The 26,362-nt window shown below is 32.5% G+C and carries 26 protein-coding genes and 4 pseudogenes; 23 read left to right on the top strand and 7 right to left on the bottom strand.

What is annotated here, in order from left to right; genetic code table 11:
* Window positions 1-149: 149 nt before the first annotated feature.
* Complete coding sequence (locus ACYVEC_RS23500) at window positions 150-1,352, bottom strand: MFS transporter (protein WP_275719252.1); 1,203 nt, start codon at window positions 1,350-1,352, stop codon at window positions 150-152.
* Between the two features lie 410 nt (window positions 1,353-1,762).
* Window positions 1,763-1,915 (bottom strand): YqbF domain-containing protein, encoded by a 153-nt coding sequence (locus ACYVEC_RS23495; RefSeq protein ID WP_071680000.1) that lies wholly within the window; start codon window positions 1,913-1,915, stop codon window positions 1,763-1,765.
* A gap of 511 nt (window positions 1,916-2,426) precedes the next feature.
* Here ACYVEC_RS23495 and ACYVEC_RS23490 point away from each other — a divergent pair.
* From ACYVEC_RS23490 to ACYVEC_RS23455, 8 genes are all read left to right on the top strand, one after another.
* Window positions 2,427-3,212: a class I SAM-dependent methyltransferase gene (locus ACYVEC_RS23490; RefSeq protein ID WP_199677829.1), complete on the top strand. Its 786-nt coding sequence runs from the start codon at window positions 2,427-2,429 to the stop codon at window positions 3,210-3,212.
* Window positions 3,213-3,282: 70 nt separating this feature from the next.
* Window positions 3,283-3,471, top strand: coding sequence for a DUF3970 family protein (locus ACYVEC_RS23485; RefSeq protein ID WP_000621879.1), 189 nt, complete (start codon window positions 3,283-3,285; stop codon window positions 3,469-3,471).
* 77 nt (window positions 3,472-3,548) lie between these two features.
* Window positions 3,549-4,514 carry a nucleoside hydrolase gene (locus tag ACYVEC_RS23480; protein ID WP_063221519.1) on the top strand — a complete coding sequence of 322 codons (966 nt, stop codon included), beginning with the start codon at window positions 3,549-3,551 and terminating at the stop codon, window positions 4,512-4,514.
* A 172-nt stretch (window positions 4,515-4,686) separates the two neighbouring features.
* Entirely contained in the window at window positions 4,687-4,929 is a 243-nt protein-coding gene (locus ACYVEC_RS23475) for a GlsB/YeaQ/YmgE family stress response membrane protein (RefSeq protein ID WP_000638308.1), read from the top strand.
* A gap of 77 nt (window positions 4,930-5,006) precedes the next feature.
* Window positions 5,007-5,402 carry a hypothetical protein gene (locus ACYVEC_RS23470; protein ID WP_000847587.1) on the top strand — a complete coding sequence of 132 codons (396 nt, stop codon included), beginning with the start codon at window positions 5,007-5,009 and terminating at the stop codon, window positions 5,400-5,402.
* A 121-nt stretch (window positions 5,403-5,523) separates the two neighbouring features.
* Window positions 5,524-6,021 carry a hypothetical protein gene (locus tag ACYVEC_RS23465; protein WP_063221518.1) on the top strand — a complete coding sequence of 166 codons (498 nt, stop codon included), beginning with the start codon at window positions 5,524-5,526 and terminating at the stop codon, window positions 6,019-6,021.
* Window positions 6,022-6,126: 105 nt separating this feature from the next.
* Window positions 6,127-6,972, top strand: a complete 846-nt coding sequence (locus ACYVEC_RS23460) for an aminopeptidase (protein WP_063221517.1) — start codon at window positions 6,127-6,129, stop codon at window positions 6,970-6,972.
* A 27-nt stretch (window positions 6,973-6,999) separates the two neighbouring features.
* Window positions 7,000-7,644: a YjgB family protein gene (locus tag ACYVEC_RS23455; protein ID WP_460508561.1), complete on the top strand. Its 645-nt coding sequence runs from the start codon at window positions 7,000-7,002 to the stop codon at window positions 7,642-7,644.
* Window positions 7,645-7,723: 79 nt separating this feature from the next.
* Here the strand turns inward: ACYVEC_RS23455 and ACYVEC_RS23450 are convergent, their stop codons facing one another.
* Window positions 7,724-8,950, bottom strand: a complete 1,227-nt coding sequence (locus ACYVEC_RS23450; RefSeq protein WP_063221515.1) for an MDR family MFS transporter — start codon at window positions 8,948-8,950, stop codon at window positions 7,724-7,726.
* A 101-nt stretch (window positions 8,951-9,051) separates the two neighbouring features.
* On the opposite strand from ACYVEC_RS23450, the gene ACYVEC_RS23445 reads away from it, so the two are divergent.
* The 5 genes from ACYVEC_RS23445 (at window position 9,052) to ACYVEC_RS23425 (ending at window position 14,580) form a co-directional block, all read left to right on the top strand.
* The gene (locus ACYVEC_RS23445; RefSeq protein WP_199677826.1) at window positions 9,052-10,788 is read left to right on the top strand and encodes an ABC transporter substrate-binding protein; all 1,737 of its coding nucleotides are present in this window, start codon (window positions 9,052-9,054) and stop codon (window positions 10,786-10,788) included.
* 159 nt (window positions 10,789-10,947) lie between these two features.
* Complete coding sequence (locus ACYVEC_RS23440) at window positions 10,948-11,571, top strand: YhbD family protein (RefSeq protein ID WP_063221513.1); 624 nt, start codon at window positions 10,948-10,950, stop codon at window positions 11,569-11,571.
* Between the two features lie 13 nt (window positions 11,572-11,584).
* Window positions 11,585-12,295 carry a polymer-forming cytoskeletal protein gene (locus ACYVEC_RS23435; protein WP_063221512.1) on the top strand — a complete coding sequence of 237 codons (711 nt, stop codon included), beginning with the start codon at window positions 11,585-11,587 and terminating at the stop codon, window positions 12,293-12,295.
* A gap of 18 nt (window positions 12,296-12,313) precedes the next feature.
* Window positions 12,314-13,021 carry a cytoplasmic protein gene (locus ACYVEC_RS23430; RefSeq protein WP_063221511.1) on the top strand — a complete coding sequence of 236 codons (708 nt, stop codon included), beginning with the start codon at window positions 12,314-12,316 and terminating at the stop codon, window positions 13,019-13,021.
* A 23-nt stretch (window positions 13,022-13,044) separates the two neighbouring features.
* Window positions 13,045-14,580, top strand: coding sequence for an MDR family MFS transporter (locus tag ACYVEC_RS23425; RefSeq protein WP_063221510.1), 1,536 nt, complete (start codon window positions 13,045-13,047; stop codon window positions 14,578-14,580).
* Window positions 14,581-14,634: 54 nt separating this feature from the next.
* Here ACYVEC_RS23425 and ACYVEC_RS23420 read toward each other — a convergent pair whose 3' ends face one another.
* A complete protein-coding gene (locus ACYVEC_RS23420; RefSeq protein ID WP_063221509.1) occupies window positions 14,635-14,955 on the bottom strand; it encodes a hypothetical protein in 321 nt (106 codons plus the stop codon).
* 222 nt (window positions 14,956-15,177) lie between these two features.
* On the opposite strand from ACYVEC_RS23420, the gene ACYVEC_RS23415 reads away from it, so the two are divergent.
* Window positions 15,178-15,957, top strand: coding sequence for a BC_2878 family exosporium-associated protein (locus ACYVEC_RS23415; protein ID WP_063221508.1), 780 nt, complete (start codon window positions 15,178-15,180; stop codon window positions 15,955-15,957).
* Window positions 15,958-16,152: 195 nt separating this feature from the next.
* Here the strand turns inward: ACYVEC_RS23415 and ACYVEC_RS23410 are convergent.
* Window positions 16,153-16,317: pseudogene (locus ACYVEC_RS23410) on the bottom strand (isochorismate family cysteine hydrolase YcaC); the annotation flags it as partial.
* A gap of 257 nt (window positions 16,318-16,574) precedes the next feature.
* Between ACYVEC_RS23410 and ACYVEC_RS23405 the strand changes: the two are divergent.
* Window positions 16,575-17,345 carry a GNAT family N-acetyltransferase gene (locus tag ACYVEC_RS23405; RefSeq protein ID WP_063221507.1) on the top strand — a complete coding sequence of 257 codons (771 nt, stop codon included), beginning with the start codon at window positions 16,575-16,577 and terminating at the stop codon, window positions 17,343-17,345.
* A gap of 119 nt (window positions 17,346-17,464) precedes the next feature.
* Here the strand turns inward: ACYVEC_RS23405 and ACYVEC_RS23400 are convergent, their stop codons facing one another.
* Together ACYVEC_RS23400 and ACYVEC_RS23395 are read right to left on the bottom strand one after the other, a co-directional pair.
* Complete coding sequence (locus tag ACYVEC_RS23400; protein WP_080468303.1) at window positions 17,465-17,638, bottom strand: hypothetical protein; 174 nt, start codon at window positions 17,636-17,638, stop codon at window positions 17,465-17,467.
* A gap of 288 nt (window positions 17,639-17,926) precedes the next feature.
* Window positions 17,927-18,358, bottom strand: a complete 432-nt coding sequence (locus tag ACYVEC_RS23395) for a GNAT family N-acetyltransferase (RefSeq protein ID WP_063221506.1) — start codon at window positions 18,356-18,358, stop codon at window positions 17,927-17,929.
* A gap of 198 nt (window positions 18,359-18,556) precedes the next feature.
* Between ACYVEC_RS23395 and ACYVEC_RS23390 the strand changes: the two are divergent.
* The 8 genes and pseudogenes from ACYVEC_RS23390 to ACYVEC_RS23355 form a co-directional block, all read left to right on the top strand.
* Window positions 18,557-18,724, top strand: a pseudogene (locus ACYVEC_RS23390) (spore coat protein); the annotation flags it as partial.
* Between the two features lie 473 nt (window positions 18,725-19,197).
* Entirely contained in the window at window positions 19,198-20,058 is an 861-nt protein-coding gene (locus ACYVEC_RS23385) for a DegV family protein (protein WP_063221505.1), read from the top strand.
* Window positions 20,059-20,097: 39 nt separating this feature from the next.
* Window positions 20,098-20,211, top strand: a pseudogene (locus ACYVEC_RS23380) (SHOCT domain-containing protein); the annotation flags it as partial.
* 196 nt (window positions 20,212-20,407) lie between these two features.
* Window positions 20,408-21,991 carry a M3 family metallopeptidase gene (locus ACYVEC_RS23375; RefSeq protein ID WP_460508593.1) on the top strand — a complete coding sequence of 528 codons (1,584 nt, stop codon included), beginning with the start codon at window positions 20,408-20,410 and terminating at the stop codon, window positions 21,989-21,991.
* Window positions 21,992-22,003: 12 nt separating this feature from the next.
* Complete coding sequence (locus tag ACYVEC_RS23370) at window positions 22,004-22,756, top strand: WecB/TagA/CpsF family glycosyltransferase (protein ID WP_063221504.1); 753 nt, start codon at window positions 22,004-22,006, stop codon at window positions 22,754-22,756.
* Between the two features lie 15 nt (window positions 22,757-22,771).
* Window positions 22,772-23,770, top strand: coding sequence for a phosphotransferase (locus ACYVEC_RS23365; RefSeq protein ID WP_063221503.1), 999 nt, complete (start codon window positions 22,772-22,774; stop codon window positions 23,768-23,770).
* 21 nt (window positions 23,771-23,791) lie between these two features.
* Window positions 23,792-25,172 (top strand): annotated as a pseudogene (locus ACYVEC_RS23360) (5'-methylthioadenosine/adenosylhomocysteine nucleosidase).
* Between the two features lie 301 nt (window positions 25,173-25,473).
* Window positions 25,474-26,178 (top strand): alpha/beta hydrolase, encoded by a 705-nt coding sequence (locus tag ACYVEC_RS23355; RefSeq protein ID WP_063221500.1) that lies wholly within the window; start codon window positions 25,474-25,476, stop codon window positions 26,176-26,178.
* Window positions 26,179-26,362: the final 184 nt, after the last annotated feature.

The raw sequence follows: 26,362 nt of genomic DNA, 5'->3' as shown, positions 1-26,362 counted from the left end.
TCGCACCTCCAGGATATCTTGTTAATATACTATATTCGAATGCAAAAGAGGGTACTCCTTTAAATAATTTCAATAAGTGTAATAAATAAAGTTTTATATAAAAAAGAAGCATGGATTAATCTAATAGGATCCATGCTTCTTTGTTTATGTTATAAATTCGCAGATTGCGGCGGTTGTTTTTCATACTGTTTCTGTTTAGAAAGCGATATGAAAATAATTAATAATGAAATGACGCCGAAAATTAAGACCATGTACTGTAATCCAATCGTATCTAAGAAGAAACCTGTACCGAGTAATACGATTTGGAACATAACTCTCTCAAACATATTACGGAATGAGAAGAGACGGCCGTGATAGCTTTTTTCCACTTTTGTTTGGAAAATTGTCGACATGATAGGGAAGAAGCAACCGACACTAAAACCAAACAAACCAAATGATGTAAGAGACATCCATTTTATATCGCTAAAGAACAATGAAAGGTGTGCAAAAGCGGTACAAATAGCGAAGAAATATAATAATTTTTCAGGTTTGAAATGATCAGATAAACGTTTTATAACGAAGGCCCCTAACATAAATGCGACACCTTCAATTGTATATATAAATCCTTTAATCGTTGGATCATGTTGCATTTCGCTAATATTAATTACCATTAAATTAAATCCAGCTATAAATAATAGAGGGATAATACTTAATATAAGTGCTGTGAAAGCAATTGGAATTCCTTTTAAAATACGAAATACTTCCATAAAGCTATTATCTTTTGCAGCTTGTTTACTTGGTGTTGTTGATTTCTTATCTTTAAATTGTAGGAAGAAAGTCGAGAGGAATAATAAAGCGTATGCTGCCATTGAGAAGGCATACATATACTGTAAACTCATTACAACTAAAAGAATTCCACCTAGTGAAGTACCTGCAATACGAGCGATTGTACCTACATTCATATGTACACCGTTCATTTGTAATAACTCATGCTCACGTACGATGAGTGGAATTACAGATTGTAATGCAGGAAAATAAAATGCAGCTGAAATTTGAAGCGCAACCATAAATGCAATCATAAAGGCGATACTTTCAAATTGGATAGCGAAAAACATAAAAATAACACTAATAACACGACCAAACCCGGCATAAAGAAGAACTTTTTTCTTTTCATACTGATCGATGACACGACCAGCCATAGGACCAACTAGAACACCTGCTAATAGTCCGATAAATAATATAACTGATTTCATGAAATCAGAAGGGACATATTTTTGCATAAATTCAAGGTTGCCAAGAATACCAAGCCATAACCCTAGACCAGCAATAAACTCCCCAATTAAAACGATCCAAACATTTTTATTACGCCACATAATGTAAAACCTCTCCGTCTTTTAAAATGAAAAACTCGTATATAAAACCTCCTTATTTTATGTATTATTTTTAACGAACTTTTTTAGAGTCAGAGTCTATATTACGTGTTTCATGAGTGGATTTCAATCTTTTTGATTTGTCAAAAATTTGATTTGTTAGTTGATAAAATAAGTAAATCAAAATGCAAATATTAGAGGGGTGAAAACTAACTAAAAGTAGGAGTGAATATCGAAAAAATAAAAAAGCAAGAACGTATAGCTACGTCTCGCTTTTCTCAATAACATTCACTTTGCAGCATTTAAGCTCTTTTCCAATAGCTAAATCACTAAAAGATAATGGATCAACAACATCGGCACTTGCACCGTAATATATCACAATAACGTGATGTTTCTCTTGATGCTTTTTGTAATTAAGCAGAATATTCTTCTTTACGCACTTCGAAAAATTCATTACGACGTAAGTAATTATATACTTTCTCGGAAACCTCTTCTTCTTCAGACATTAAGAAACGATGATCAAAAGCATAGAATGATTGACCTTTAATTAATTTTACGTAGTATATTTTACACGCCTCCTCTAGCAGAATTGGAACTTACCTAATAATATGATGGCCTAGATGTACATGAACCATACTTGGAGTTTCAAAGGATGGAAGGAAAGAAGTTAAGCGCATTGAAAAAGCTTACAAAACTGTAATGTTGTTGTCACGTTTTCCGATAGTTAAAAATAACCAATCTCCTCTATACTACAAATAAGTTACATAAAATTAGGGGGTAAAAAGATGGATGAAGTAATTGGAGAAGTTGTAGCAGGTATTTGTGAATTTGTAGTTGAAATAACGGCAGATGCTATTGGTAGCCTAGCTTCAGGAAATGAAAAAAGGGAAGATGAAACTATATAGAAGATTAACAAACAGATTTTAGCATACTTAAAAAACTGTGAGATACATTCTTACAGTTTTTTATTTTTTCAAAGCATTATATGTAATCTGTCTAAAAGAGGAATTGAAAATATGAAATAGAACTTATTAGTTATCTGAATCGTGTAAATAACAATAGAAAGAAGATGATAAAATGAATAAAGAAGAGCTTGTAAAACAACAATTTGGTAATAATGCGGAAAAGTATGTGAAAAGTAAAATTCATGCAAAAGGACCGGATTTACAATATGTAGTTCAACAAGTTGAGTCTCGTCATAATAATCGTCTTCTTGATATTGCTACTGGCGGTGGACATGTTGCAAATGTTTTAGCTCCATTGTTTAAAGAAGCAATTGCTTTAGACTTAACAGAAAAAATGTTAGAGAATGCGAAAAATTTTATTATAAATAATGGACATGAAAATGTAACTTTTGTCGCTGGAAACGCTGAAAGTTTACCGTTTGCCGATAGTTCTTTTGATACGATTACGTGCCGAATTGCAGCACATCATTTTACGAATCCAGCTCAGTTTATTTATGAAGTAAATCGTACGTTAGAAGATAATGGATTGTTTATTTTAATAGATAATGTTTCACCGGAAAATAATGAATTTGATACATTTTATAATTTTATAGAAAAAAAGCGGGATCCGAGTCATGAACGAGCGCTGAAAAAAACAGAGTGGATTACTTTATTAGAGAAAAATACTTTGCAAATGCAGTCATGTCTTACTTTTGACAAGAAATTTGAATTTGACTGGTGGTGCGATATGATGAATGTACCTTTGCAGAAGCGGGTGAAGTTAACAGAATGTATGATGAAAACATCAGTTGAAATGCAAGAATTCTTTAACATTCAATATGAAAATAATAAAATCATATCGTTTTATACTGAAATGGCATTGTTTGTATGTAAAAAAAGTTCGACATTAAAAAGATAAATTTCTTGCAGTCTTTTCAAAGTACGTTATACTTAGTAACAGAGAAAATGAGAATTGAGGAAATGTAATAATGATTCGCGTACGTATTGAAGGAACTGAAGAAGAAATGCTTGAATTTATGGAGAAAATGCCGGATATTCCTGGATTTGAAAAAACACATATGAGAGAACCGAGAAAAGGAAATAATCCAAAATACGATTCAAGTAAAAATGTACTAGCATATTTATCTTATAAAAAGATTGAAGTCGCCAATAAATAGGCGGCTTTTTTAGTTTGCACCGTTTCACAGCCTTGTCTTTTTTACATAATAATAGTAGTAGATAATGCTGAAGAGGGGTGAGTATAGTTAATAAGAAAATCATCTTTTTTGGAGACTTTGGTATTGATGATGCTGTGGCGTTAATTTATGCAAATAAAACATGTAAATTAGATATTATAGGTATTGTTGCTGAATATGGGAATGTATCGCGAGAAATTGTAACAGAAAATGTGTATTTTTTAGAAAGATACTATGCTACAGAAGTAAAAATCATTGAGGGTGCAGCAAGACCGATGACGGCTGAAGAACCTTTGTTCTTTCCAGAAATTCATGGAGATCACGGTTTAGGTCCAATTATTCCACCTGATATGAGGATTTGTAAACGGGAAAATTTTTGTGAATTAATTAAGTTAATTGAACCTTGTCCAGAAGATATTATTATTGTAGCGACTGGGCGATTAACAACATTGGCAACTTTATTTTTATTATATCCAAATGTCATGGATAAAGTATGTTCGTATTATATTATGGGCGGTGCTTTTTTATTTCCTGGTAATGTTACTCCTGTATCAGAAGCAAATTTTTATGGAGATCCAATCGCCGCAAATATCGTGATGAAGTACGCAAAGAATGCGACTATTTATCCGTTAAATGTAACGCAAGAAGCCCTAATTACTCCTGAAATGGTGGATATTATCAATAAAGAAGGAACAGGGCAGGCGAAACTTATTAAGCCAATGATTGATTTTTATTATGAGAACTTTTATAAAAAAGAATACCCTGGTATTGCTGGAAGTCCAATTCATGATTTACTTCCGTTTATTTCGTTTATAAATGATGATATTTTTGAATATAAAAAATCAGCAGTTTGGATCAGTACGACAAATGACGTAACAAGAGGACAAAGTGTGGCAGACTTTAGGAAAATAGCTGAGCCGACACGATTTGATGATCGGCCAATACAAAGAATTGCGGTTGGTTTTAACTATCCTGCATTTAAAGAAGAGTTTATGCGGACAATATTGAAGCCTGATTGTCCATAATCTGTGAAATATGAAGGATTTCCACCATAAATTGAAAAAATGGTTGTTCATTATTTTGAAATAATCTAATAGTTGGGCTGTATGAATAACTTATGAAAAATGTAACATAACTAATGGTAAGCAATTGTTTCTAATTATATTTTGATTGGTGAAACATAAAGGAGGGTATCATATGATTTGGTCATTAATCGTTGGTGGTATATTAGGATGGCTTGCTAGCTTAATTACTGGCAGGGATGTACCAGGTGGTGTAATTGGTAATATTATTGCTGGTATTATCGGGTCTTGGATTGGTACGAAATTACTTGGTAGTTTCGGCCCGGTAATCGGCGGATTTGCAATTATTCCAGCTTTAATCGGTGCGATTATTTTAATCTTCATCGTAAGTTTCTTATTACGAGCAATGCGAAAATGAATGACAGGACTGTTTACATTTGTAAGCAGTCCTTTTTATATGTTATGCTAGTATTATACATTCAGGAGGTGTCAGCATTGAAAACATTTACAGTAAATTTCCATCAAGAAGATAATGCTAAAGCGACAACAGTACATAAATTAAGTGAAGAGGACTTCAATAAAGCAACAGAAAAAGGTACTCGTCATCTATTTGATTTAGATACAAACGTTGGATTCTTCGTATTCTTTGACGCAGAAGATGCAGAAGGAAATGATCAATACTTAATGCTACAATATGAAGGAGATCATGAAGAGCCAACTGCGTGCTACGGATTTGATTTAAAACTATACTATCAATTTTTAGCACTATACTTAAACGATCTTGAATTCCAAGGCGAAACGGATGAGGAAGAGGAAGAATATGGCCCAATTCATCATTTAGCTCACTTACTTTACCATATTGTTGAAGATGGTAAGTCAATCGAAGTGTAAAAATACATATGTAAAGCTGTCCTATTTGGACAGCTTTTTTCATTTTCTCAAGCAAAATATACAAAATTTCCGCTATAATTTTTAAATATCTTGATAATTATATGTATAGGAAGTGAAGTATTTGTTTACGATTGAGAACTATAAAAATTCATTAATAAAAGGACTAGAAGCAAAATCTTCTGATTTGATTGAAAGGTTAAAAGCGACAACACAGCTTAATTATTATAAAGAAATAGATTTATTAGATTTTACTGTTTTTGTTCAGTCATTTGAACTGTCTATCGTTATGTTTTCAATGGATGGAGAAGCTAATGAAGTCTTTTATGAGGGAACTGACGAAGAGATTTTTTCTGGTAGCTATGATGTAATGGATGACGTTACATATTATACGTTTAGTGATGAACAATCTGATGAATTTTGGGATTTTCACGAAAAAAATGATGAAAAGTTATCTGAAATTGAAACAAAAGCTATAGTAGAATGGTTTGCGGTATGCTGGAATAAAGCTGGTGGTATGAATGTTAAATTACCATCTTACTTTAGTTTTCATGATTATGATACATGTTATGATTTGCATAACGGTAAATGGATTTCTGATGGTGATAAATGGTTTGATTAAACAGAAAAGGCAACAAAGAAGGCTCATCTTTCTTTGTTGCTTTTTCTGTTTAAGGAAGGATTGCAGTGTAAATGGCGAGAAGGGATATATAAGGAGATGGAAAACATGATAAACAATACAATTCCAAGTTTTTTGAAATTATGGGAAAGTAACGAAGTAGAATTAGCTGTCCTCAATCAATACTTCACTTCGCATCCAGAGATATTTGAAGAATACTTTAAGTATCATTGTCCTAAAACGAAAGAACGTCTTTCTAATGCCATTAACCTATATCCCGCAAAAATAGAAGATATTCGTATCATTGCAGAATCACTACCAATCATTATTCAAGAGGTAACGAATGAATATCATAATAAATTTCACTTTGATGTAAAAATGAAATTTCACTTATTTGTTGGAGGATTTGGCTCTAATGCATTTGTAGAAAGAGAAATTATTGGAGACATGTTTTTTGCGGCAGAAAAATTATCTCCTCATTTAAATCACCTTCGTGTTATTGTCGCTCACGAAATAGGACATATATATCATAATGTTATGTTACAAAATGATGGAATGGACTGGAGGAAAGCAGAGTGGGCCGATGCGACAGTTAATTTGTATCGTGAAGGTGTTGCAACATATTTATCAAAACAAATTATGAAAGGTTTAAATGAATCAGTATATTACTCATATGACAATGATGGTGAACGTTGGTTACAATGCTATATAGAAAATGAAGAACATATAAAGAAACGTTTTTTGGAAGATTATATAGAAGGATGGACGTTTGAAAAAGAGAAAGAGTGGTTTCGGTTATCTGGCGGACAGTATTTTGGATACAACCGACTCGGTTATTTTTTAGGAACTGCTTTTGTAGAATATGTTGTACAAGCATGGGGAGAGAGTGAAGTATTTACTTTTTGGAATAAACACAATTTAAAAAGTAGTGTATTGGATTGGTTATCGAAATGAATAGCATTTAATAGGGAGCTGAAATGTATGAAATTGTATGTAAAGATTGTTTTATTATTTCTTACTTTTACATGCATATTTGCCTTAGCGGCATGTAAAGGAACAGATGAAAAAAAGGAAACAAACCCAACTTCGGAAAATAGTAAAAACGAACAGAATAATTCTTCTGAACAAAAGAAAGAGCCTGAGGTTAAATCAAATACCGATTCAAATTCGAAAGATACAGTAATAAATCAAAAATCAATTAACCACGTTAAAAATTTGTTTGAACTAGCGAAAGAAGGAAAAGTGCCTAATGTTCCTTTCGCAGCTCATACAGGAGATATCGAAGAAATAGAAAAAGCGTGGGGGAAAGCTGATAAAACGGAGCAAGCAGGAAACGGAATGTACGCAACCTTTACAAGTAAAAATGTTTCCTTCGGTTTTAATAAAGGATCACAAGTTTTTGATGTACGCTCCTATCATGCAGAGCTAAAGTTAATTACATTACAAGAAATTGAAAAGGCATTAGGAAAACCAAACTCAGTTAAAGTAAATGGTGAAGATAAAATATATGTATATAAAGTAAACAATCAGTTTGAGTTAAAATTTATCATTCCAAAATCGACTGGTAAGGTAAATCATATTTCGGTATTTTCGCCAGAGGATAGTATAAATAAAATGGCAGGGTAATAAAGAAGGCTATCACCAAAGGTCATCAAGACTTTTGTGATAGCCTTCTTTTTACTGTTAAAAGGATGAGGAAAGCAGCCTATAAAACATGAGGAGTATGCTCTGAAATGTCTTTTTTTATTTTATTACGCTCTAAATTGTGAACAAAAAGAGCTTGAATAATGCCCCCAATTATTAAGAAACAAGCACAAATATAAAATAGCATACTGCCGTTTAGTTTGCTTAATAAAACCGCACCAATAACAGGACCGCACGTTCGAGATACATCCCAATGTAAGCCGTAAATTGAAAAATACAATCCACGTTTATCTGAAGGAGCGATTTCTGAAACGAATCGAAGTAAATGATTTAAAGCAATACTTCCACCGATGACTAAAAAGAGTAATGTGAAAAATAGTGACGCGATTGTTGCTGAAAGCCCGTAGCCAAGTGCAGCTACTGTATAGCAGGCATAAGAAATAATGATGATTTTAGCCATGGAAAATCGCTCAGACCATTTCACGAGGAAAACTTGCAGAAAGATTTCCATAATAGCTTTGCATGTTGAAATAAAAACGAGTATGAGTTCGAAATCCGGAAAAGTATGTTTCACGAAGATAAGATAATTCGTCTCAGTTTGTGCATAAAAAAAGCTAATAGGAAGTGTAGAAACCATAAGTCCAAATACGGCGTAATGTTTGCGTACAAAATGTTTTTGAGATGATCCTTCAAGCTTTTGCGTTGGTGTTGTCATTGCCGGAGCGGTTTCTGGAAGCTGTGTCCAAACAACGAGTGCATATACTATAAGTGCAATGCTTTGCACCGTAAATACATATTCAGGATGAGTCTTATAAAAAATAGCACCAATTAAAGGGCCGATTAGGGTACCTATTGCTCCCATCGTTTGCAGAAGAGAGAAGATTTCTGCTTGCTGCCCATGTTTTGTTAAATCAGCTATTTGTGCACGTTGAGCAGGAATATATAAGGAACGGCCAATCCCATTTATGACATATAACAAAGCAAATATAAAAACGGATTGAGCAAAGATGAAGCTACCGATTGCAACGCTTTGTAGCAATAAGCCGAGTAACATAATTTTCTTTCGTCCATATTTATCAGTGACTCTTCCAGCAATAAGTGTAAATATAATGTCCGAAAGCGGTTGTAACCCGAAAATAAGCATAGTCATCATAATATTGCCGTTTAGCATCTTATTAACGTAAATAATCATAATAATAGCTAACATTGACTCTGTTGTTCGAGTTAATAATTCACCGCACAGTCTAATGATAATTGGTTTATTGTAACGTAATAAAAGATGATTCAATATTATTTCCTCCTTTCTATATTGAAATGATATGATGAAAGGAGAATTAGAAAAAGGGTAGAAAGAATAGGGAGTATTTTTCACCTTTTAGGGGGAAGATGATGTTTATTTTAGATCAATACATTGAGCTATGGATTGCCTATGGGAAAGGGAAAAAAGAAGGAGAACAATTAGAAATAACAGTGCAAAATATATCCGAAACATTATTTTGTACAGAGCGTAATAGTAAATTAATTATAAAAAAATTAGATGAGTTAAATTGGATCGTTTGGTTTCCAGGTCGCGGGAGAGGGAATCGCTCTAAACTAATATTTCAAAAGCAACCGATACCATTGATTTTAGCTAAAGGAAAAGAGATAACGAGAAAAGGGGATGTGAAAAGCGGAATTTCATTTGTGGAGCGCTACAGCTCACAATTTCCGTCAGTAAAGAAAGAGTATGAAGTTTGGGTAGATTCAATATTTGGTCATAAAATAGAAAGGACATCCGAAGGGAGAAGAGATGTCCTTCGTTTGCAGGTTCAAATGAATTTAGATATTGCATTAGATCCGGTCTACGCTACAATGCGTTCAGAATGTCATATGGTAAAACATATTTTTGATACGCTCGTATATGTAAATGAGCAATCAAACTATATAGAACCAAGACTTGCTTTTCACTGGGAATATAATGATGCTGAAAAGATATGGACGTTTTATTTACGAAAAGGAGTACACTTTCATAATAGAAAACAACTTACTGCACATGATGTTATACATTCATTAAATCGATTTATAAAAGCTGAAAATAACCCACACGCGTGGATGTTACAACATATTGAAAGCGTCCGCGCAGTAGATGAATATATTATTGAAATTCAATTACATACAGAAAATAGCATATTTTTACATATGCTAAGTTCAGAACAGTGTTCTATCGTAAATGAAGATGAAGCGGAAAACCTCATTGGAACAGGCCCCTATAAATTAAGCGAAAAGAATGCACATTTATTTGTATTAGAAGTACATGATTTATATTATCGTGAAAGATCTTTTCTTGACCGAATTGAACTATTGAATGTAGAACAAAGTGTAAATACATACGATATTTTAGTAAAGGCGCAGTATAAAGATCAAGAAAAACATAATAAAGAATTATCTCGGCTTGAGTTGAACGTGACATATTTAACATGTAATCTTGCAAAAGAAGGACCAATGCAAGATGAGCTGTTCCGAAAAGCGTTATATAAAATCATTCATGGCCATGCAATCATTAAAGAACTTGGCGGAGAACGTGGAGAAGTGGCAAAGGAACTATTATTAGCTAGTGACAGCATAGTAGAGATTGAGGAGGAGATAGAAAGTTTAATTAAAGAGAGTACGTATCATTATGAAGTGCTACAACTTTACACATTTACAGGACAAGATCATGTTGAAGATGCGCGATGGATACAAAAAGAGTGTGCGAAGTATGGGATTCGTGTAGAAAATAATTTTCTTGAAATAGAAGATCTGTTAGAAATAAGTACGATACAAAAGGCTGATATGATGCATGATAGCGCAACAATTAGCGAACGAATAGAAGATAGTTTGCTATATATGTTTCTTACAAAAAACAGTTTTATTCCAGGGCATAGCAACATGGATTTTCATAAAACGTTGTCCCCTTATTTTAAGCAAGAACAAGTAGAGAAAAGAGTTACACTGTTACGCGATATTGAGGAGACTTTGTTACGTCAAATTCAAGTTATTCCTTTATACCGTAACAAACAACAAGTAACTTCTCACGAAAAAGTACAAAATATAATGATTAATTCACAAGGTTGGATTGATTTTTATAAAATATGGTTTAAACCTTGATAGATAAAGGTTCTTATGCATTTTTCATGAGATGTGTAAGGGCCTTTTTTGTATGTAAAATAGGGTTGTTTTACACGTTGTTACGCTACTTGTGATAAAAGTCCATTTACAACGTAACAGTGTTATGTTACATTGTTATCAGGAAGGAGTGTTATACAGTTGAGTACAGATTTAATTTCAAAAAAAGATTTATTAGAACTTACTGGTATTTCATACGGACAGTTATATAGGTGGAAAAGGAAAAATTTAATACCGGAAGATTGGTTTGTACGAAAGTCTACATTCACGGGTCAGGAGACATTTTTTCCGAAAGAAAAGATTTTAGAGCGAATTGATAAAATCCAAACGATGAAAGAGGATCTATCACTTGATGAACTAGCGAATATGTTTTCACCGAGTGTGAGAGAAATTCTTTTAACAAAGGAAGACATTTTACGTAAGGGGATTGCATCAGAGCCAGTTTTACAATTCTTCATAGAACAAACGAATAAAACAATAGAGTTTCAATTTGTAGATATTCTTTATGTGTACATGTTAGAAGAATTACTACAATCGGGAGAGATTAGTTTAGAAGAAGGAAAAATGGTCTTGCAAGTTTTACGTGAAAATTATGAAGCAATTAAACATAAAACTTGTGATTTAATCATTGTCCGAAAGTTAGGGATTTCTACATGTTTCTTAGTTTCAAACGTGGACGATTTAATTTTTGAAAAAGGAACCAAAATCGTTTTACGCGAAGCGATTATGAAATATACCGAAGCATTAAAAACTAAATTGTTGTAGTGGAGGAGAAAGTATGCGTACAGATAATTTGATTATAAATGGTTACGGTTCATCGAATGGCGGCGAGTTTCATAAAGTGCAATTAAACGGAAAAGGAACTGTGAATGGAAATGTTGAATGTGAGCAATTTGAATGTAATGGTTACGGTGCCGTTACTGGAAACTTGAAAAGCAGCAATGCAAGAATTAGTGGATCAGGTAAAGTCGATGGTACAGTACTTGCAGAAACGATGCGAATTGATGGGAAAGCAACAATTACACAAGATGTGAAAGCAAACAGTTTGAAAATTGCAGGAAAAGGTACGATAGGTGGAAATGTCACTGGTGAAGAATTTAAAGTCAATGGTCAAGCGACAATTGATGGTAATTGTGAAGTGGATACTTTTTCTTCAGAAGGACAATTTACAATTGGTGGATTATTAAGCGCCGATGAAATAAATATTAATATTCACGGTACATGTCGAGCGAAAGAAATTGGTGGTCAAACGATTAAAGTAAGACATAGATCAGGTACATTTAGTAGGCTATTTAAAACAGTATTTGGCTTGCAGTTAGAAGCTGAGCTGCTTGAAGGTGACAATATTGATATTGATTATGCTCACATAAGAACGGTAAGAGGAAATAATGTTACAGTAGGACCGAACTGTGAGATTGAACTGATTGAATATACCGGTGAGCTTACTGTTGATAAAAGCGCAAATGTAAAAGAAATTAAGCAGGTTTAATGGGAGGGAGTAAGTAATATGGAACATCCACATAGTCTCATAGTAAATGGTTCCGGTAATTCAGCAGGCGGAGATTATAATAAAGTGAAGATTCGCGGTGAAGGAACGATTACGAATGCTATGAGTTGTAATGAATTTAAAACGTATGGTACGAGTGATGTACGCGGTGATATAAAAGTGAAAAATTATGTTGTGTATGGAGATAGCGAAGTACAAGGAAATGTAGATGCGGAATATGTAAAAGTATATGGTAATACACAAATTCATGGTGATGCACATATTGAAAAAACAAAAGTTAGAGGTATGATAGATATTGCAGGAAAGTTTTCAGGTGATCTTGTCGATGTAAAAGGTGCTTTAAATGTGAAGGGAGATATTGAAGTAGAAGATTTATCATTAACTGGTGGTCTTGAAAGTGATGGATTACTAAATGCTGAAAATATTCAAATCTCACTTCGTTATGAAGGAAGTACGGTAAGAGAAATTGGTGGTAAAAAAATTACTATTCGTAAAAAAGCGAGATTTCTTCCTTTTACTAGTCATGTTGGAAACCTCCAAACTTCAATTGTTGAAGGAGATGATATATATTTAGAACATACGATTGCTGAAGTAGTGAGAGGAAACAATGTTACAATTGGCCCTGGTTGTGAAATTAGTGTTGTAGAATATCATACTCGTTTTAATCAAAAGGGTAATGCAGTCGTAAAAGAACATAAACAAATATAAGTAGTACGAGGGAGAGCAAGGTTATGGTTGAGAAGAATAATAAGCTCGGCTTTGTTGTGGCGGGCTTATTGCTAGGTATTTTAATGGCATCAATGGATAATACCATTGTCGTAACAGCGATGGGAACGATTGTTGGTGACTTAGGAGGCCTTGAAAACTTTGTATGGGTCGTTTCTGCCTATATGGTCGCAGAAATGGCAGGTATGCCGATATTCGGTAAACTATCAGATATGTATGGTAGAAAAAGGTTCTTTATTTTCGGTTTAATCGTCTTTATGATTGGTTCGGCACTTTGTGGTACAGCTGAAAACATTACACAGTTAGGTATTTATCGTGCGATTCAAGGTATTGGCGGCGGGGCATTAGTACCAATAGCATTTACTATCGTTTTTGATATTTTCCCTCCTGAAAAGCGCGGGAAAATGGGTGGTTTATTCGGAGCAGTATTTGGTTTATCAAGTATTTTTGGACCGTTGCTTGGCGCGTATATTACAGATTATATTAGCTGGCACTGGGTATTTTATATTAACTTACCGCTTGGCGTTTTAGCACTTATTTTTATTACATTCTTTTATAAAGAGTCACGAGTTCATAGAAAGCAAAAAATTGATTGGTTTGGGGCAATTACTTTAGTTGGTGCAGTAGTTTCGTTAATGTTTGCGCTTGAACTTGGTGGACAAAAGTATGACTGGGATTCTAGCTTTATTTTAAGTTTATTTGGCGGATTCGCTATTTTAATTATTGCATTTATTTTTATTGAACGTAAAGTAGAAGAACCAATCATTTCGTTTGAAATGTTTAAACAACGTTTATTCGGAATGAGTACCATTATTGCATTATGTTACGGTGCTGCGTTTATGTCAGCAACTGTATATATTCCGTTATTCATTCAAGGGGTATACGGTGGTAGCGCAACAAACTCAGGGTTATTACTTTTACCGATGATGTTAGGATCAGTCGTAACAGCGCAATTAGGCGGATTTTTAACGACAAAACTTAGCTACCGAAATATTATGATTATTTCTGCGGTTATTATGCTAATTGGACTATTTTTATTAAGCACATTAACGCCAGAAACAAGTCGTGCATTATTAACAGTGTATATGATTATTATCGGATTTGGAGTTGGATTCTCATTCTCTGTACTAAGTATGGCAGCTATTCACAACTTTGGTATGGAACAGCGCGGATCTGCGACTTCAACGAGTAATTTCATTCGTTCATTAGGAATGACGCTTGGTATTACAATCTTCGGAATGATCCAAAGAACAGGTTTCCAAGATCAATTAGAAGAAGCATTTAAAGCTATGAGCGGGGGAATGAATACAAACGCTTTAGGAGATTCAAGAGCTATTTTATCAGAATCGGCGAGATCTCAAATTCCGCCGCAAATATTAGATAAAATTATTGGCGCTCTTTCTAATTCAATTGTTCAAACATTTATGTGGGCATTGGTGCCAGCTGGTTTAGCATTCATATTTATTTTCTTTATGGGAAATGAGCGCATGGTAATTAAGAAACAACAAAAGAATAATAAGAACGAAACATCAAAAGCGTAATGAAAAAACTCCTTTCCAATTGGAAAGGAGTTTTTTCGTATATACAGATTTAGATTAGCCTTCGATAATTTCGTATTCTTCGTCTGCAAGTAATAAAATTTGTGTTTTCTTACCTTTGTTTTGAACTTCGATTACATCGTATGCACCTAAGTCTCTTACTTTGCTTTGAGAAGCGTTAACCATAACTTCCATAGAATCGATTAAGATATCTTCTTCAATGTATGATTCAGGCAATGCCATATCTTCAGTTTCTAATACACATGCATATAGATTTTGTAAGTTTTCAGCAGTTGGATTTTGTTCCTCAACATCAATGATGTTTTTTACTGCTTCCATATTTTCTTCTTTTGCTTGGTATACTTTAATTTTAGCCATTGTTTTAATCTCCTTTATAACGTAATCGTAGAGGCTACACCTCATTATAACGTTTTTTTCATGAAAGATGAAATTGTTATATGTATTTATAGTAAAAATTATGTGTTATTTCTTGTTCTTAGTGTGAATTCTTACGTTAAAGTTATATTGTCCAAGCTTTTTTATACTCCGCTCATATTATATGTATTAGATAAAAACATATAGGGAAGGGATGGAGTGTAAGTGGATTGTGAGCCGAAACGTGATTGTGGATGTTGCCAAAATAGTATATGTGAATTTTTACAAAGTCTTGAACCGTATACTAAAGTTGAGAGTATTGTAATAGCAGGAAATGGAATTGTTGTATCTTATTTTCTTTCATTTAATAAGAGGAATGGTATCGTATCCTTCGTACAAGAGGACAATGAGGTTATTTTTGTAGATTGCTCTAAGATTGATGCAATTCGAATAGGAAAAGTTTGTAGTTGTAAAACGAAAGTTAAATTTATTGAAGAGGATTTTAGTCTACTTGGAAATGTTTGTCCGCAATGTTTAACCGAGGGAAGTACACTCTTTTTTGACTTTCACAATCCAGAATTGAATTTATCACTGCAAGCAAAAACAATTGATGCACCTAGTTGTACTGAATTTACAGATGAAAATGGCAATGCAGTGAAGCAGGTTACAATAGTTGGGGAAGCGATTGTTTCTAAAGACTTTGTTCAAGTGCCTGAACTATTAAACTTTCGATTAGTTTTATCCGATACGGCTGGGAATTCTTTGAAGTTTGGAATACTGTTCATTAATTTCCCAGATCTTACGTTTATTATTCTTTTCGCATCGAGTGGATACCTCAACATTTCGAACTGTTTGAGAATAGAGAGTGGAACGGGTAATGCTGAAATAGAAGAAATGAAAAAGATGATAAAGAATGACAATAATACGTACAAGTCAATTATTAACCTGACTAAAATATATAAAAATGGCGCTACAGAATCCTTTACTTCTAAGAAGGAGATATAACGTATTCATATTGATTAACCCTCTTACAAGATAATGAGGGTTAATCAATATGCCAATTGGATGGTATTAACGAAAAAATTGCTTTGTTAATATAAATGTTAGTAAAGCAAATAAGAAAAGGGCTATTGAAGTAGCCCTTTTTTAACAATGTAAATAGTTGTTAGTAACTTTTATTAAGATTAATTAATGATTGTGTTATTTACTAAATTCTTTTTGAGCTCCCACGTAGCTTCCGATGATATTTTGATAACTTGGAAGATGTTTAGCAAGTAAAGCTCCAAAGCCTTCAACATCATTTCGCCAGTCACGCTGTAATTCAGCTGCAACGCTAAACCAATTCATTAATTGAACTCCTCCATTTAATCTTACAGTTATTTAGATAGGTTTGGTATACGTGTAAGAGTTTTTCAATAAATTGGCTTTATTTAGATATAAAGATGTGTATTTTGAAATTGCAAAAGTGAATTTTACTTTTTTGATTAGATGTTATAATAATTTTATATTTATGAATAATATATAATTATATGGAATTTATTAGACGATTGCTTATATGTAGAATAAAAGGACTTATGAAAAAAAGTAGAGGTACATTGATTCTAATGAAAGCAGGAATGTGAATGATATATGAAGCGAATATACAGACAAGAGAAAAATTAGTTAATATGTTCGAAGATTTCAATAACGTTGTTTTACTTTCTTATTTACAAGGTCATATGGGTAACGCTTGGGTAAATAATCTCGAAAATCCAACGGTAGCGCAAGTTACGGTAGGGATTTTCACATTTTACGCTGGGGATCCAAATGTGAAAGAAACAGAAGAATTACTACGTAACATTCCTGATAGAATGTTAGTAATCGTAAATAGTGAAGAGTGGAAAAAGCGTTTAGAAACATTTTACGAAAGAAAAATAGATAAGTTTTTACGTTATAAATTCAAACGAAATGCGGAAATTTTTGATCGCTCAAAATTACAATCTTTAATATCAGCGCTTCCAAAAGGTTACGAGTTACAAAGAATAGATGAACATATTGTAAATATCCCTACATTACATAAGGTCTCTGAAGATTTTACAAGTCAATTTCAATCAGTAGAAGATTATATAAAACGAGGTATAGGGTATAGTGTTTTGTATAAAGGAGAAGTTGTATGCGGTGCATCATCATATAGCATTTATGATGATGGGATCGAAATAGAGGTTGCGACTGATCACAATCATAGAAGAAAAGGATTGGCGACTATAGTTAGTGCAGCGCTAATCTTGGCCTGTTTAGAAAAAGAGATATATCCAAACTGGGATGCAGCGAATACTACGTCTGCTAAACTAGCAGAAAAGTTAGGATATGTTTTTGATAAGGCGTATGATACTTATTTTGTGGATAATAGATGAAATCGTTTTAAATAAAAGAGCAGCTAGCATAAGCTAACTGCTCCTATCCAAAGGGGGAATAGAGAAATAGAATCATGTTACTTACATTATTGACAGAACATTGATTTTTAATCAATCGTCTATAAAAGATGAGATAAAATATTTTTGATTAATCCTGAGGCTCCAATTAAGAGTACTGATAGAAAAACGATTGAGAATATACTTTTTTTAGGTTTTTTAAACTCTATGAATAAGTTAATAATGGCACCAATCGCAACAACAATAAAGATAACGAGTCTTACTACATCTATCATGAATAACGCTCCTTTTAATTACTTAATTGTATTATATAGGAATTAATCTTGTGATTGGTTTGTTGGAATGCGATTTAAGGTAATTTTAAACAAAATAACCTTTTTAGAAGAAAGAAGTTAGGCGAATAAGGAAATGTATGTAGCAATGGCTTAACCTTAAAAAGTATATAAATAGGCTGATAGCAATCAAATAAATTATTGTTATCATCTGAATTTCAAGGTATATACTGTTATAAAGTATTAATATGAAATACTTTATATTTTTTAAGTGCTCTCTTTTAAATTCACTTACAATTTAAAGAGTAATACATGTTTATCGTAATGATCCAAACACCAATTATATTTTTCTAGAATAATTGGATGAACAACTTCTTTCGCAGTATCGACCTCAGTATAGCCATATTTCTTATAAAAGTTTTCTAATTCCTCAAAAGGAAGACAATATACATTTTCTACTTGTAAATTTTGCGCTGTTTCTACTAAAAATGAAACAAGTTTCCCAGCTAATTGTAGCCCTCTAAATTGAGGCAGAATAAAAATCCCACCCATTTCTATAGTATTTTCATCTACTTGGACTAATCGCCCAACGCCTGCATATTCATTGTTGTATGTAATGATTGCAACTTTATCTCTCTCTAAATCACTTTGTACAAATCCTATCGATTCATATTGATTATTAATCCATTCTAGGTCATTAGATGTAGCTAATTGAATACTCATTAGCATCCTCCTTTGGAAAACTAGCGCTATCTTCATTATATAGAACATAAGATGCTATATCAAAAGAACCTTGATATAGCACATTTGTTAAATTTGTTAGTTGAAGGTGTGGGTTTGCTGGTATTGAAATGATGACTTCAACAAACAGAGGATAATGACCTTGTGAATTTAGTGTTACATAGTCAAAAATTAGTTTAACAAGAATTGTTTCAAAAATCATCTGTTAAACAAGTTAATAAACAAGAAACTGTTATTAGAAATTCTAGAAATGTTACAGTTACGACTACGGATACAGACATAGCAGTAAATGTTCAAATTCTTCTCCAAATTTTATTAGCTTTACTAGTAAAATTAAATATTTTATAAAATATTTAACCTGTTTTTTATATGCTGCTTTTTAGTGATAATATTCACTGTTTTAATTCTAGTACAGGCTATAAATATTAATCATAACTGGACTAATATTTAACAGTGCCTAAATAATAATGTAAACAAACAATGTGATGGAAAATAAAGTTTGGTTATTTTTTTTGAAATTTAAAAGCCATTTCCTTTATTGGATTTGGCTTTTAAATAGTATAAATTTGAAAAAATCACATTAAATTAAATAATTTATATATAATAATTATTATAAAAATATAAAATTATTCGTGCTATAGAAAAAATAACAATAAACGAGTGGTTAAATTGGAATGATTTTTATTAACAGTTCAAGTTTTGAATAATAGTGCATACAATATAAAGTGTTTTCCTTTCTTCATTTAAGTTTTACGTATATAATTTAAAAGTACTATTTTTATTTTATTATTTTATATTTATAACAGAATAGAGGTTTAAAAATGGGTGTTAAAATCATTACGGATAGTGCGGCGGATTTACCGGTAGAATTGCTGCAAGCATATGATATTGATTTAATTCCACTCCGTGTTTATGATGAAGCAGAAACAGAGTATTTAGATGGAGTAACATTAGAGTCAGTTACATTATTGCAAAAAATGAGAGAAGGCGCTGTTTATAGAACGTCATTGCCTTCACTTGAAACTTTCCAAGAAAAATTTGTTTCTTATGCAAAAGAAGGTAATCCTTGTATATATTTAGCTTTTTCATCTGAACTGTCTGGTACATATCAATCATCAGTTCTCATTAAAGAAGAAGTAAAAGAAACATATGCCGACTTAGATTTAGAAATTATCGATACGAAATGTGCTTCGCTTGGTCAAGGGCTTGTCGTTTTAGAAGCTGCTAAAATGGCAAAAGACGGCGCATCAAAAGAAGATATTTTAAAGCGTATTGATTTTCTAATGAATCATATGGAACATATCTTCACTGTAGCTGACTTACAGTACTTAGTGAGAGGTGGACGTTTAAGTAAAGTAGCAGGTTTTATCGGTGGTTTATTAAACATTAAGCCGATTTTGAACGTGGAAGAAGGAAAACTTGTCCCACTTGAAAAAGTACGAGGGAAAAAGAAAGTATTAAGCCGTATTGTTGATATTATGGAAGAGCGCGGAAAAGACCTTAAAGGTCAAACAATCGGTATGACTCACGGTGACGATTTAGAAACAGCTGAAGCATTAAAAGCATTAATTACGGAAAGATTTGGCTGTGAAGTATTTATCGTAAATACAATTGGTGCAGCAATCGGCGCACATACAGGTCCTGGCGTTATAACATTATTTTTCTTAAATGAAGTAGAGTAAAGGATTGATCATTTGATCAATCCTTTTTTTCTTCAAGGTAATGCTACTACTTCTGTAGCAGATGAGCTGAAATAATTTAAGAAATTATTAGATATGGGCGTTATTATAGAAGATGAATTTAATGCGAAGAAAAAGCAGTTACTAAATATATAAATTAGCATGAAAATGCTAAATATAAGATGTTAAAAAGGTGATTCTGTCTTGAACAGAATCACCTTTTTTGTGTGTTGAAGTCTTTTGTTTGTAAAAATCTAAATATTTCAAGATGTTAAAATTTAGTTATCTCATATATAATTGTTTTACGGGAGATATCTGTAACTATTTGTAAAAATAGGAGGCGGCTATGAAAATGTATGAAATTGCTAGGTGGGAGTTAGATTCATTGTATTCGAATGAGGATATCCTATCTCCAATATTGGAGTTGAAAGAACAATTTTTTGTAACAAAAGATATAGGGATTCTTTCAAAACTTATACAAGCTATTGAAAAAGCAGAATACTATTTGTACTGTCGATCGGCTGAAGAAAGTGTTGTATCGGATATTACTAGATTGACTGTGAAAGTAAAGGAATTAAAAAGTGAAGTGCAGCAAGTAATACTACAAAGTGAAGTGGAAATTACCAATAATACTAGGTTACTAAAAGATGAACTTCATGCGTGGGAAAACATGTACATACAATTAAGGAATAGGATAGAAATAGAGCACAATAATAAGCAATTATCATTTGGACAAGCAAATCATATTGCAATGAATAGTGATAATGAAAAGGAAAGACTAGAAGTATTCGAGTCATTAACATGTGCTTTACATAAGGGAAAAGAAATTTTTGCTACTGTATTAAATCAAATAGGAAGATTGCGTAATACAAAGAGTAATGAATTAGAAGATAGAGAGATTTTAGCAGGGTCGCTTCATGCGAATGGTATTTCAGAAACTGTAATATTGCAAATGTGGAATGCGGCAGAAGAAAATCTAGATAAATTAGTTAGTGCTTTAAATGTGTATAAGAAAGGTAGAGCTTCGATTACATGGCATGAACTTATGACAGTAAAGGAAAATAATGAGGCTATTATTCCTTTTTCAGTAGCAGTACAAAACATATACGATGCATTAAAAAATATAGATAAAGAATTAGCAGAATTTGCACGTAATGCGATAGAAAGTGGTTGGGTAGATGCGGAACCGAGAGAGAATAAACCACCAGGTGGATTTTGTGCTCCTTTTTTTAGTGAGAAAGAATCACGAATCTCTATGCGTTATGACGGCAGTATCGATAGTGTAAGAGTACTTGCTCATGAACTAGGACACGCTTGGCATTTTTATAATATGCGTTTTGAACAATCCTCTTCTTTTTTAGATGATTATTTGCCAATGAGTACAGCAGAATCAGCGTCTATTTTCTTTGAAACTACGCTTATAAATTATCTAATTCAAACTACAGATAGTATAGATATGAAAAAGTCATTGTTAAGTTGGAAAATAAGAAACTGTTTTAATTATGTAATGGCAATTCGAGCATCGTTTGAATTTGAGAAGAACTTTTATGAAAAATGTAAAGAAAGTCCTTTAAGTGCTGATGAAATCGAGAAATTATCTATAGCAGCGCAAGAAAAAGCATACGGGAATGCATTATCAGAATATCAGCCGTTTGTTTGGATGAAATATGTTCAGTTTTATATAGCAGATGTTCCTTTTTATAATTATCCATACACATTTGGCTATTTAGTTAGTTTTAGTTTATTAAAAATAGCTCAAGAAAGTAAAAGTACTTTTCACTTGAAATATAAAGAGTTTTTACGAGAAACAGGAAAATTTCCAGTAGAAGAACTTATGAAAAAACATTTTGAAATAGATATAATGAGCTATGAATTTTGGGATAAAGCTTTTAGACAAATTTCTAAAGATATTGATGTATATTTGCAACTTATGTAAGGGGAGAGTATAGTGAATCACCAACTTATAAAGGGAATACCTTTTTCAACTTTAGAATATGCAAAAGCTATAAGCTTATTAAAAGGTTGGCTACATGAACAACAAGAGAAACCAAGGTTTGTAGTAACTGCAAATCCTGAAATTGTTATGTCTGCAAAGGAAAATACGGATAAATCAAAACAGTTTAAAAAGATGTTACTATCTGCGGATTTAATAACAGCAGATGGGATTGGCGTTATAATTGGCTCGAAAATATTAAAAGGAAATTTGAAAGAACGTGTTACTGGGGCAGATATCACTCACGATTTAATAAATTATTGTAACGACAATGAATATCGTGTCTTTCTTTTTGGAGCTGCGCCAGAAAGTAATAAAAAAGCATTAGAAAAATTAAATGAGCAGTTCCCAGGAGCAAAGTTTAAAGGACAGCATGGATTTGTAAATGGTGAAGAAATAGAGGAAGTAATAATGAAAATTAAGCAATTCAAACCGCATTTATTGTTAGTAGGACTAGGTTCACCAAAACAAGAAGAATTTATCTATGAAAACATACAAACATTAAACATTCCGCTATCTATAGGTATCGGAGGCATGATTGATATAATATCTGGTACTATAAAAAGAGCACCGAAAATAATGAGGGATACTGGAACTGAATGGCTGTATAGGTTACTTTCACAGCCAAAAAGATTAAAGAGACAACTTGTACTTCCGAAATTTTTATTGTCGGTTATGGTAGAGAGGATGAAAGGAACGCCAAGTTAAGAAAGGATAAAAAAGATGATAGAGCCGTTATCTAATGAAAAAGCTAAAATGATATTACAAGAGCTGCAAGTAGAGTGCGAATCTTTATTTGAATTTAAAATTCAAAAAGTAATTCCTATTCATCGTGGTTGGTTAAACTTGAAGTGGAAACTCGAAACGGATGTAGGGAACTTTGTATTAAAGCAATATAATAAAGAACGATATAAGTTATATGACCCATTGAAGTTATTGCAAGCATTACAACAACAGCAAAGATTACATAATAATGGTGTAAGTTGTCCAAAGTTGTTAACTTATAAAAATAATGTAATGCATATATCAAAGAGTGATGAAAGATTTATAGTATTAGAACATAAAGAAGGTAATCTAGTCTCACCGGGAAAGGTGAATGAAAAGGAAATCCACTCTCTTGGTCAGACGATAGGTCATATGCACAAATTGTTAAATGACGGCAATTTAATAGAAGGAGAAATCCCTAAATTTGTTCCGCCTACTAAAGAGGAAAGGTTAACACATTGGGAAGAGAAAAGGAGAGAAGCAGAGAAGCTAGGAAAAGAGCACATTCTTCCCTATATAAAATTACAACAAGAGGCAACACAATTGGTAAATGTAGATCAATTTTATAATAGTAAAAAGGGATGGGTACACCGTGATCTATGGGTAGATAATTTCTTATTTCATAACGATAAGGTCTCGGCGATTCTTGATTTTGATCGTATGGATTATGATTATTTTGAGTTAGACATTGGGCGTGCGGTTATATCGTGTGCATTAGATGAAGGAATATTAAATAAGGATCTTGTTGCATTATTTTTAGCGGGGTACCGCAGTGTAATAGACTTTTCGATAGGGAGTATTGTTCGGGCAATACAAATGCTTTGGTATATGGAGAGTACATGGTGGATTCAGGCCAATATGGATCAGCATAGTGTACCACCTTCACGTTTTGCGGATGAAATGAATTGGATAGCTGAAAATTACGGTGCATTAAATAATATATTGGCAGACTTATAAGTGAAAAAGGAGACTATATTCATGAATAAAATCGGCATTATCGGAGCAATGCAAATTGAAATAGACTTACTTTTAGAAAAATTAGTTGTACAAGAAGAACAAACAATCGCAGGAATGCCTTTTTACGCTGGAGAATTCATGGGAACAGAAGTAATTATTACACGTTCTGGTGTAGGCAAAGTGAATGCAGCCGCATGTACGCAAACGTTAATTCATAAATTTGATGTAGATGCCATCATCAATACGGGTGTTGCTGGCGGGTTACACCCGGAAGTAAAAGTTGGTGATGTAGTTATTTCAACGAATGTTACCCATCATGATGTAAGTAAAACTCAAATGAAAAACTTATTCCCGTTCCAAGAGGAGTTTATCGCAAGTAAGGAATTAATAGAGTTAGCACATATTGCATGTAATAGTAGTAGTTTACATATGGAGATTCATGAAGGAAGAATTGTCAGCGGTGAATGTTTTGTTGAAGATTCCAAACAAAAATCGAAATTAATAGACGAATATGCACCGCATTGTACAGAGATGGAAGGTGCAGCAATTGGACATGTTGCTTATATAAATGAAGTACCATTTCTCGTTATAAGATGTATTTCTGACAGTGCAGACGATGAAGCTCAAGTTTCCTATGATGACTTCGCGAAAACTGCCGCAAATTATTGTTCAGAAATTATCGTTGAGATGCTTAAAAATATATCAAGTAAAACTGTATTGTAATACAAAAGGGGAGAATGAAATGTTGCAAGCATTAATTTTTGATATGGACGGAACGCTATTTCAAACAGATAAAATTTTAGAATTATCGTTAGATGATACATTTGATCATTTAAGATCATTACAATTATGGGATACGGTAACACCTATTGATAAGTATCGTGAAATCATGGGTGTGCCTTTACCGAAAGTTTGGGAAGCTTTATTACCGAATCATTCTCTTGAAGTAAGAGAACAAACAGATGCATATTTTTTAGATAGACTTATTGAAAACATAAAGAGCGGAAAAGGTGCTTTATATCCGAACGTAAAAGAAGTTTTTACATATATAAAAGAAAAGAATTGTTCAATATATATTGCTAGTAATGGTTTAACTGAATATTTACGAGCAATCGTATCTTATTATGCTTTAGATCAATGGATTACTGAAACGTTCAGTATTGAACAAATAAACTCACTTAATAAAAGCGACTTAGTTAAAAGTATTTTGAACAAATATGATATAAACGAAGCAGCGGTAGTCGGGGATCGTTTATCTGATATAAACGCAGCTAAAGATAATGGCTTGATTGCAGTTGGTTGCAATTTTGATTTTGCACAAGAAGATGAGCTTGCCCAGGCAGATATAGTGATAGATGATTTACTGGAGTTGAAGGGGATATTACCTGTTTTGCAGAAATAATAAAGGTATTTAATTTATAATAAAATCATTTGAAAAAATAATATAATTGTTTAAAAATCCTTCTCCTATTAATGGAGCAGATTAGTTCAATAAAGTATCAAAAAAAGAACTTGTAGCTTCTGAAGAATTGTGATAAAAGAAAGATTATAAATTCAAAATAGCCTCTGTTATATAGAGGTATAGAGATTATAATTCATTTGTGATGAATTAGTAATAGTTTGATTTGTTTAAAAACTGAGTAGAGGATTATAAAGTGTGCAGTTTTGCCAATTCCTATATGTCTTATTTCACGGAGTAAAATATGCTTAAAGATAATGTTAAAATTAGTAATATTCCTACGGTTTTATGGGGAGATAAAAGTGAAAAAATTTTTATTGCAGTACATGGAAATATGTCAAATAAGGAAGATGCAGTTATTCAAAAATTAGCTGAAGAAGCTAATCAAAAAGGTTATCAAGTATTAAGTTTTGATTTACCTGAGCATGGAGAAAGAACAAATGATAATACACCTTGCAAAGTACAGGTTTGTGTTAGTGAATTATCTATAATTATGAATTACGCAAAAGAACATTGGAAACAAGTAAGTGTGTTTGCATGTAGTATCGGAGCTTATTTTAGCCTTTTAGCCTATCAAAATGATGTGATAGAAAAGGCATTATTTTTATCACCAGTAGTTAATATGGAACGAATTATCGAAAATATGATGAAATGGTTTAATGTAACCCCAGAACTTTTGCAAAAAGAAATGATTATAGAGACACCGATTGGTCAAAAGTTATATTGGGATTATTTATGCTATGTAAAAGAGAATCCTATTAGTACATGGAATACAGATACATATATTATGTATGGAGCTAAGGATGAACTGTGTGAATTTGAAACTATAAACTATTTTACAAAAAAACATCGTTGTGAATTAGAGGTCGTGGAGACAGGTGAACATTATTTTCATACTGAAGAACAGTTAAAGATATTTGAACTGTGGTTACATAAATATTTAGATTAATAAATTATAACTTAACTTGAACCTGAACCTGTTAGAGAAGAATGGTGAATTTAAAAACTGATATTATATTTGAGAGACACTATAAATGTATTCATTTAAACAAACAGCTGCTTTAGTTCAATAAGACTTAAACAACTATATTATCGATTTACATCTGAAGTGAAGAATACACATACTACGAATT

This window comes from Bacillus sp. MN7755, from assembly GCF_054771475.1.
Note: the sequence above shows the minus strand (reverse complement) of the source record. Positions and strands in the feature narration are given on the sequence as shown.

Coding starts and splice junctions, on each gene's coding strand:
- ACYVEC_RS23375 (WP_460508593.1), top strand. CDS start 20,408: ATGTATGAAATTGCTAGGTGGGAGTTAGATTCATTGTATTCGAATGAG.
- ACYVEC_RS23395 (WP_063221506.1), bottom strand. CDS start 18,358: ATGAGTATTCAATTAGCTACATCTAATGACCTAGAATGGATTAATAAT.
- ACYVEC_RS23420 (WP_063221509.1), bottom strand. CDS start 14,955: ATGGCTAAAATTAAAGTATACCAAGCAAAAGAAGAAAATATGGAAGCA.
- ACYVEC_RS23405 (WP_063221507.1), top strand. CDS start 16,575: ATGATATATGAAGCGAATATACAGACAAGAGAAAAATTAGTTAATATG.
- ACYVEC_RS23365 (WP_063221503.1), top strand. CDS start 22,772: ATGATAGAGCCGTTATCTAATGAAAAAGCTAAAATGATATTACAAGAG.
- ACYVEC_RS23455 (WP_460508561.1), top strand. CDS start 7,000: ATGAAATTGTATGTAAAGATTGTTTTATTATTTCTTACTTTTACATGC.
- ACYVEC_RS23430 (WP_063221511.1), top strand. CDS start 12,314: ATGGAACATCCACATAGTCTCATAGTAAATGGTTCCGGTAATTCAGCA.
- ACYVEC_RS23355 (WP_063221500.1), top strand. CDS start 25,474: ATGCTTAAAGATAATGTTAAAATTAGTAATATTCCTACGGTTTTATGG.
- ACYVEC_RS23500 (WP_275719252.1), bottom strand. CDS start 1,352: ATGTGGCGTAATAAAAATGTTTGGATCGTTTTAATTGGGGAGTTTATT.
- ACYVEC_RS23425 (WP_063221510.1), top strand. CDS start 13,045: ATGGTTGAGAAGAATAATAAGCTCGGCTTTGTTGTGGCGGGCTTATTG.
- ACYVEC_RS23385 (WP_063221505.1), top strand. CDS start 19,198: ATGGGTGTTAAAATCATTACGGATAGTGCGGCGGATTTACCGGTAGAA.
- ACYVEC_RS23400 (WP_080468303.1), bottom strand. CDS start 17,638: ATGATAGATGTAGTAAGACTCGTTATCTTTATTGTTGTTGCGATTGGT.
- ACYVEC_RS23435 (WP_063221512.1), top strand. CDS start 11,585: ATGCGTACAGATAATTTGATTATAAATGGTTACGGTTCATCGAATGGC.
- ACYVEC_RS23475 (WP_000638308.1), top strand. CDS start 4,687: ATGATTTGGTCATTAATCGTTGGTGGTATATTAGGATGGCTTGCTAGC.
- ACYVEC_RS23445 (WP_199677826.1), top strand. CDS start 9,052: ATGTTTATTTTAGATCAATACATTGAGCTATGGATTGCCTATGGGAAA.
- ACYVEC_RS23460 (WP_063221517.1), top strand. CDS start 6,127: ATGATAAACAATACAATTCCAAGTTTTTTGAAATTATGGGAAAGTAAC.
- ACYVEC_RS23490 (WP_199677829.1), top strand. CDS start 2,427: ATGAATAAAGAAGAGCTTGTAAAACAACAATTTGGTAATAATGCGGAA.
- ACYVEC_RS23485 (WP_000621879.1), top strand. CDS start 3,283: ATGATTCGCGTACGTATTGAAGGAACTGAAGAAGAAATGCTTGAATTT.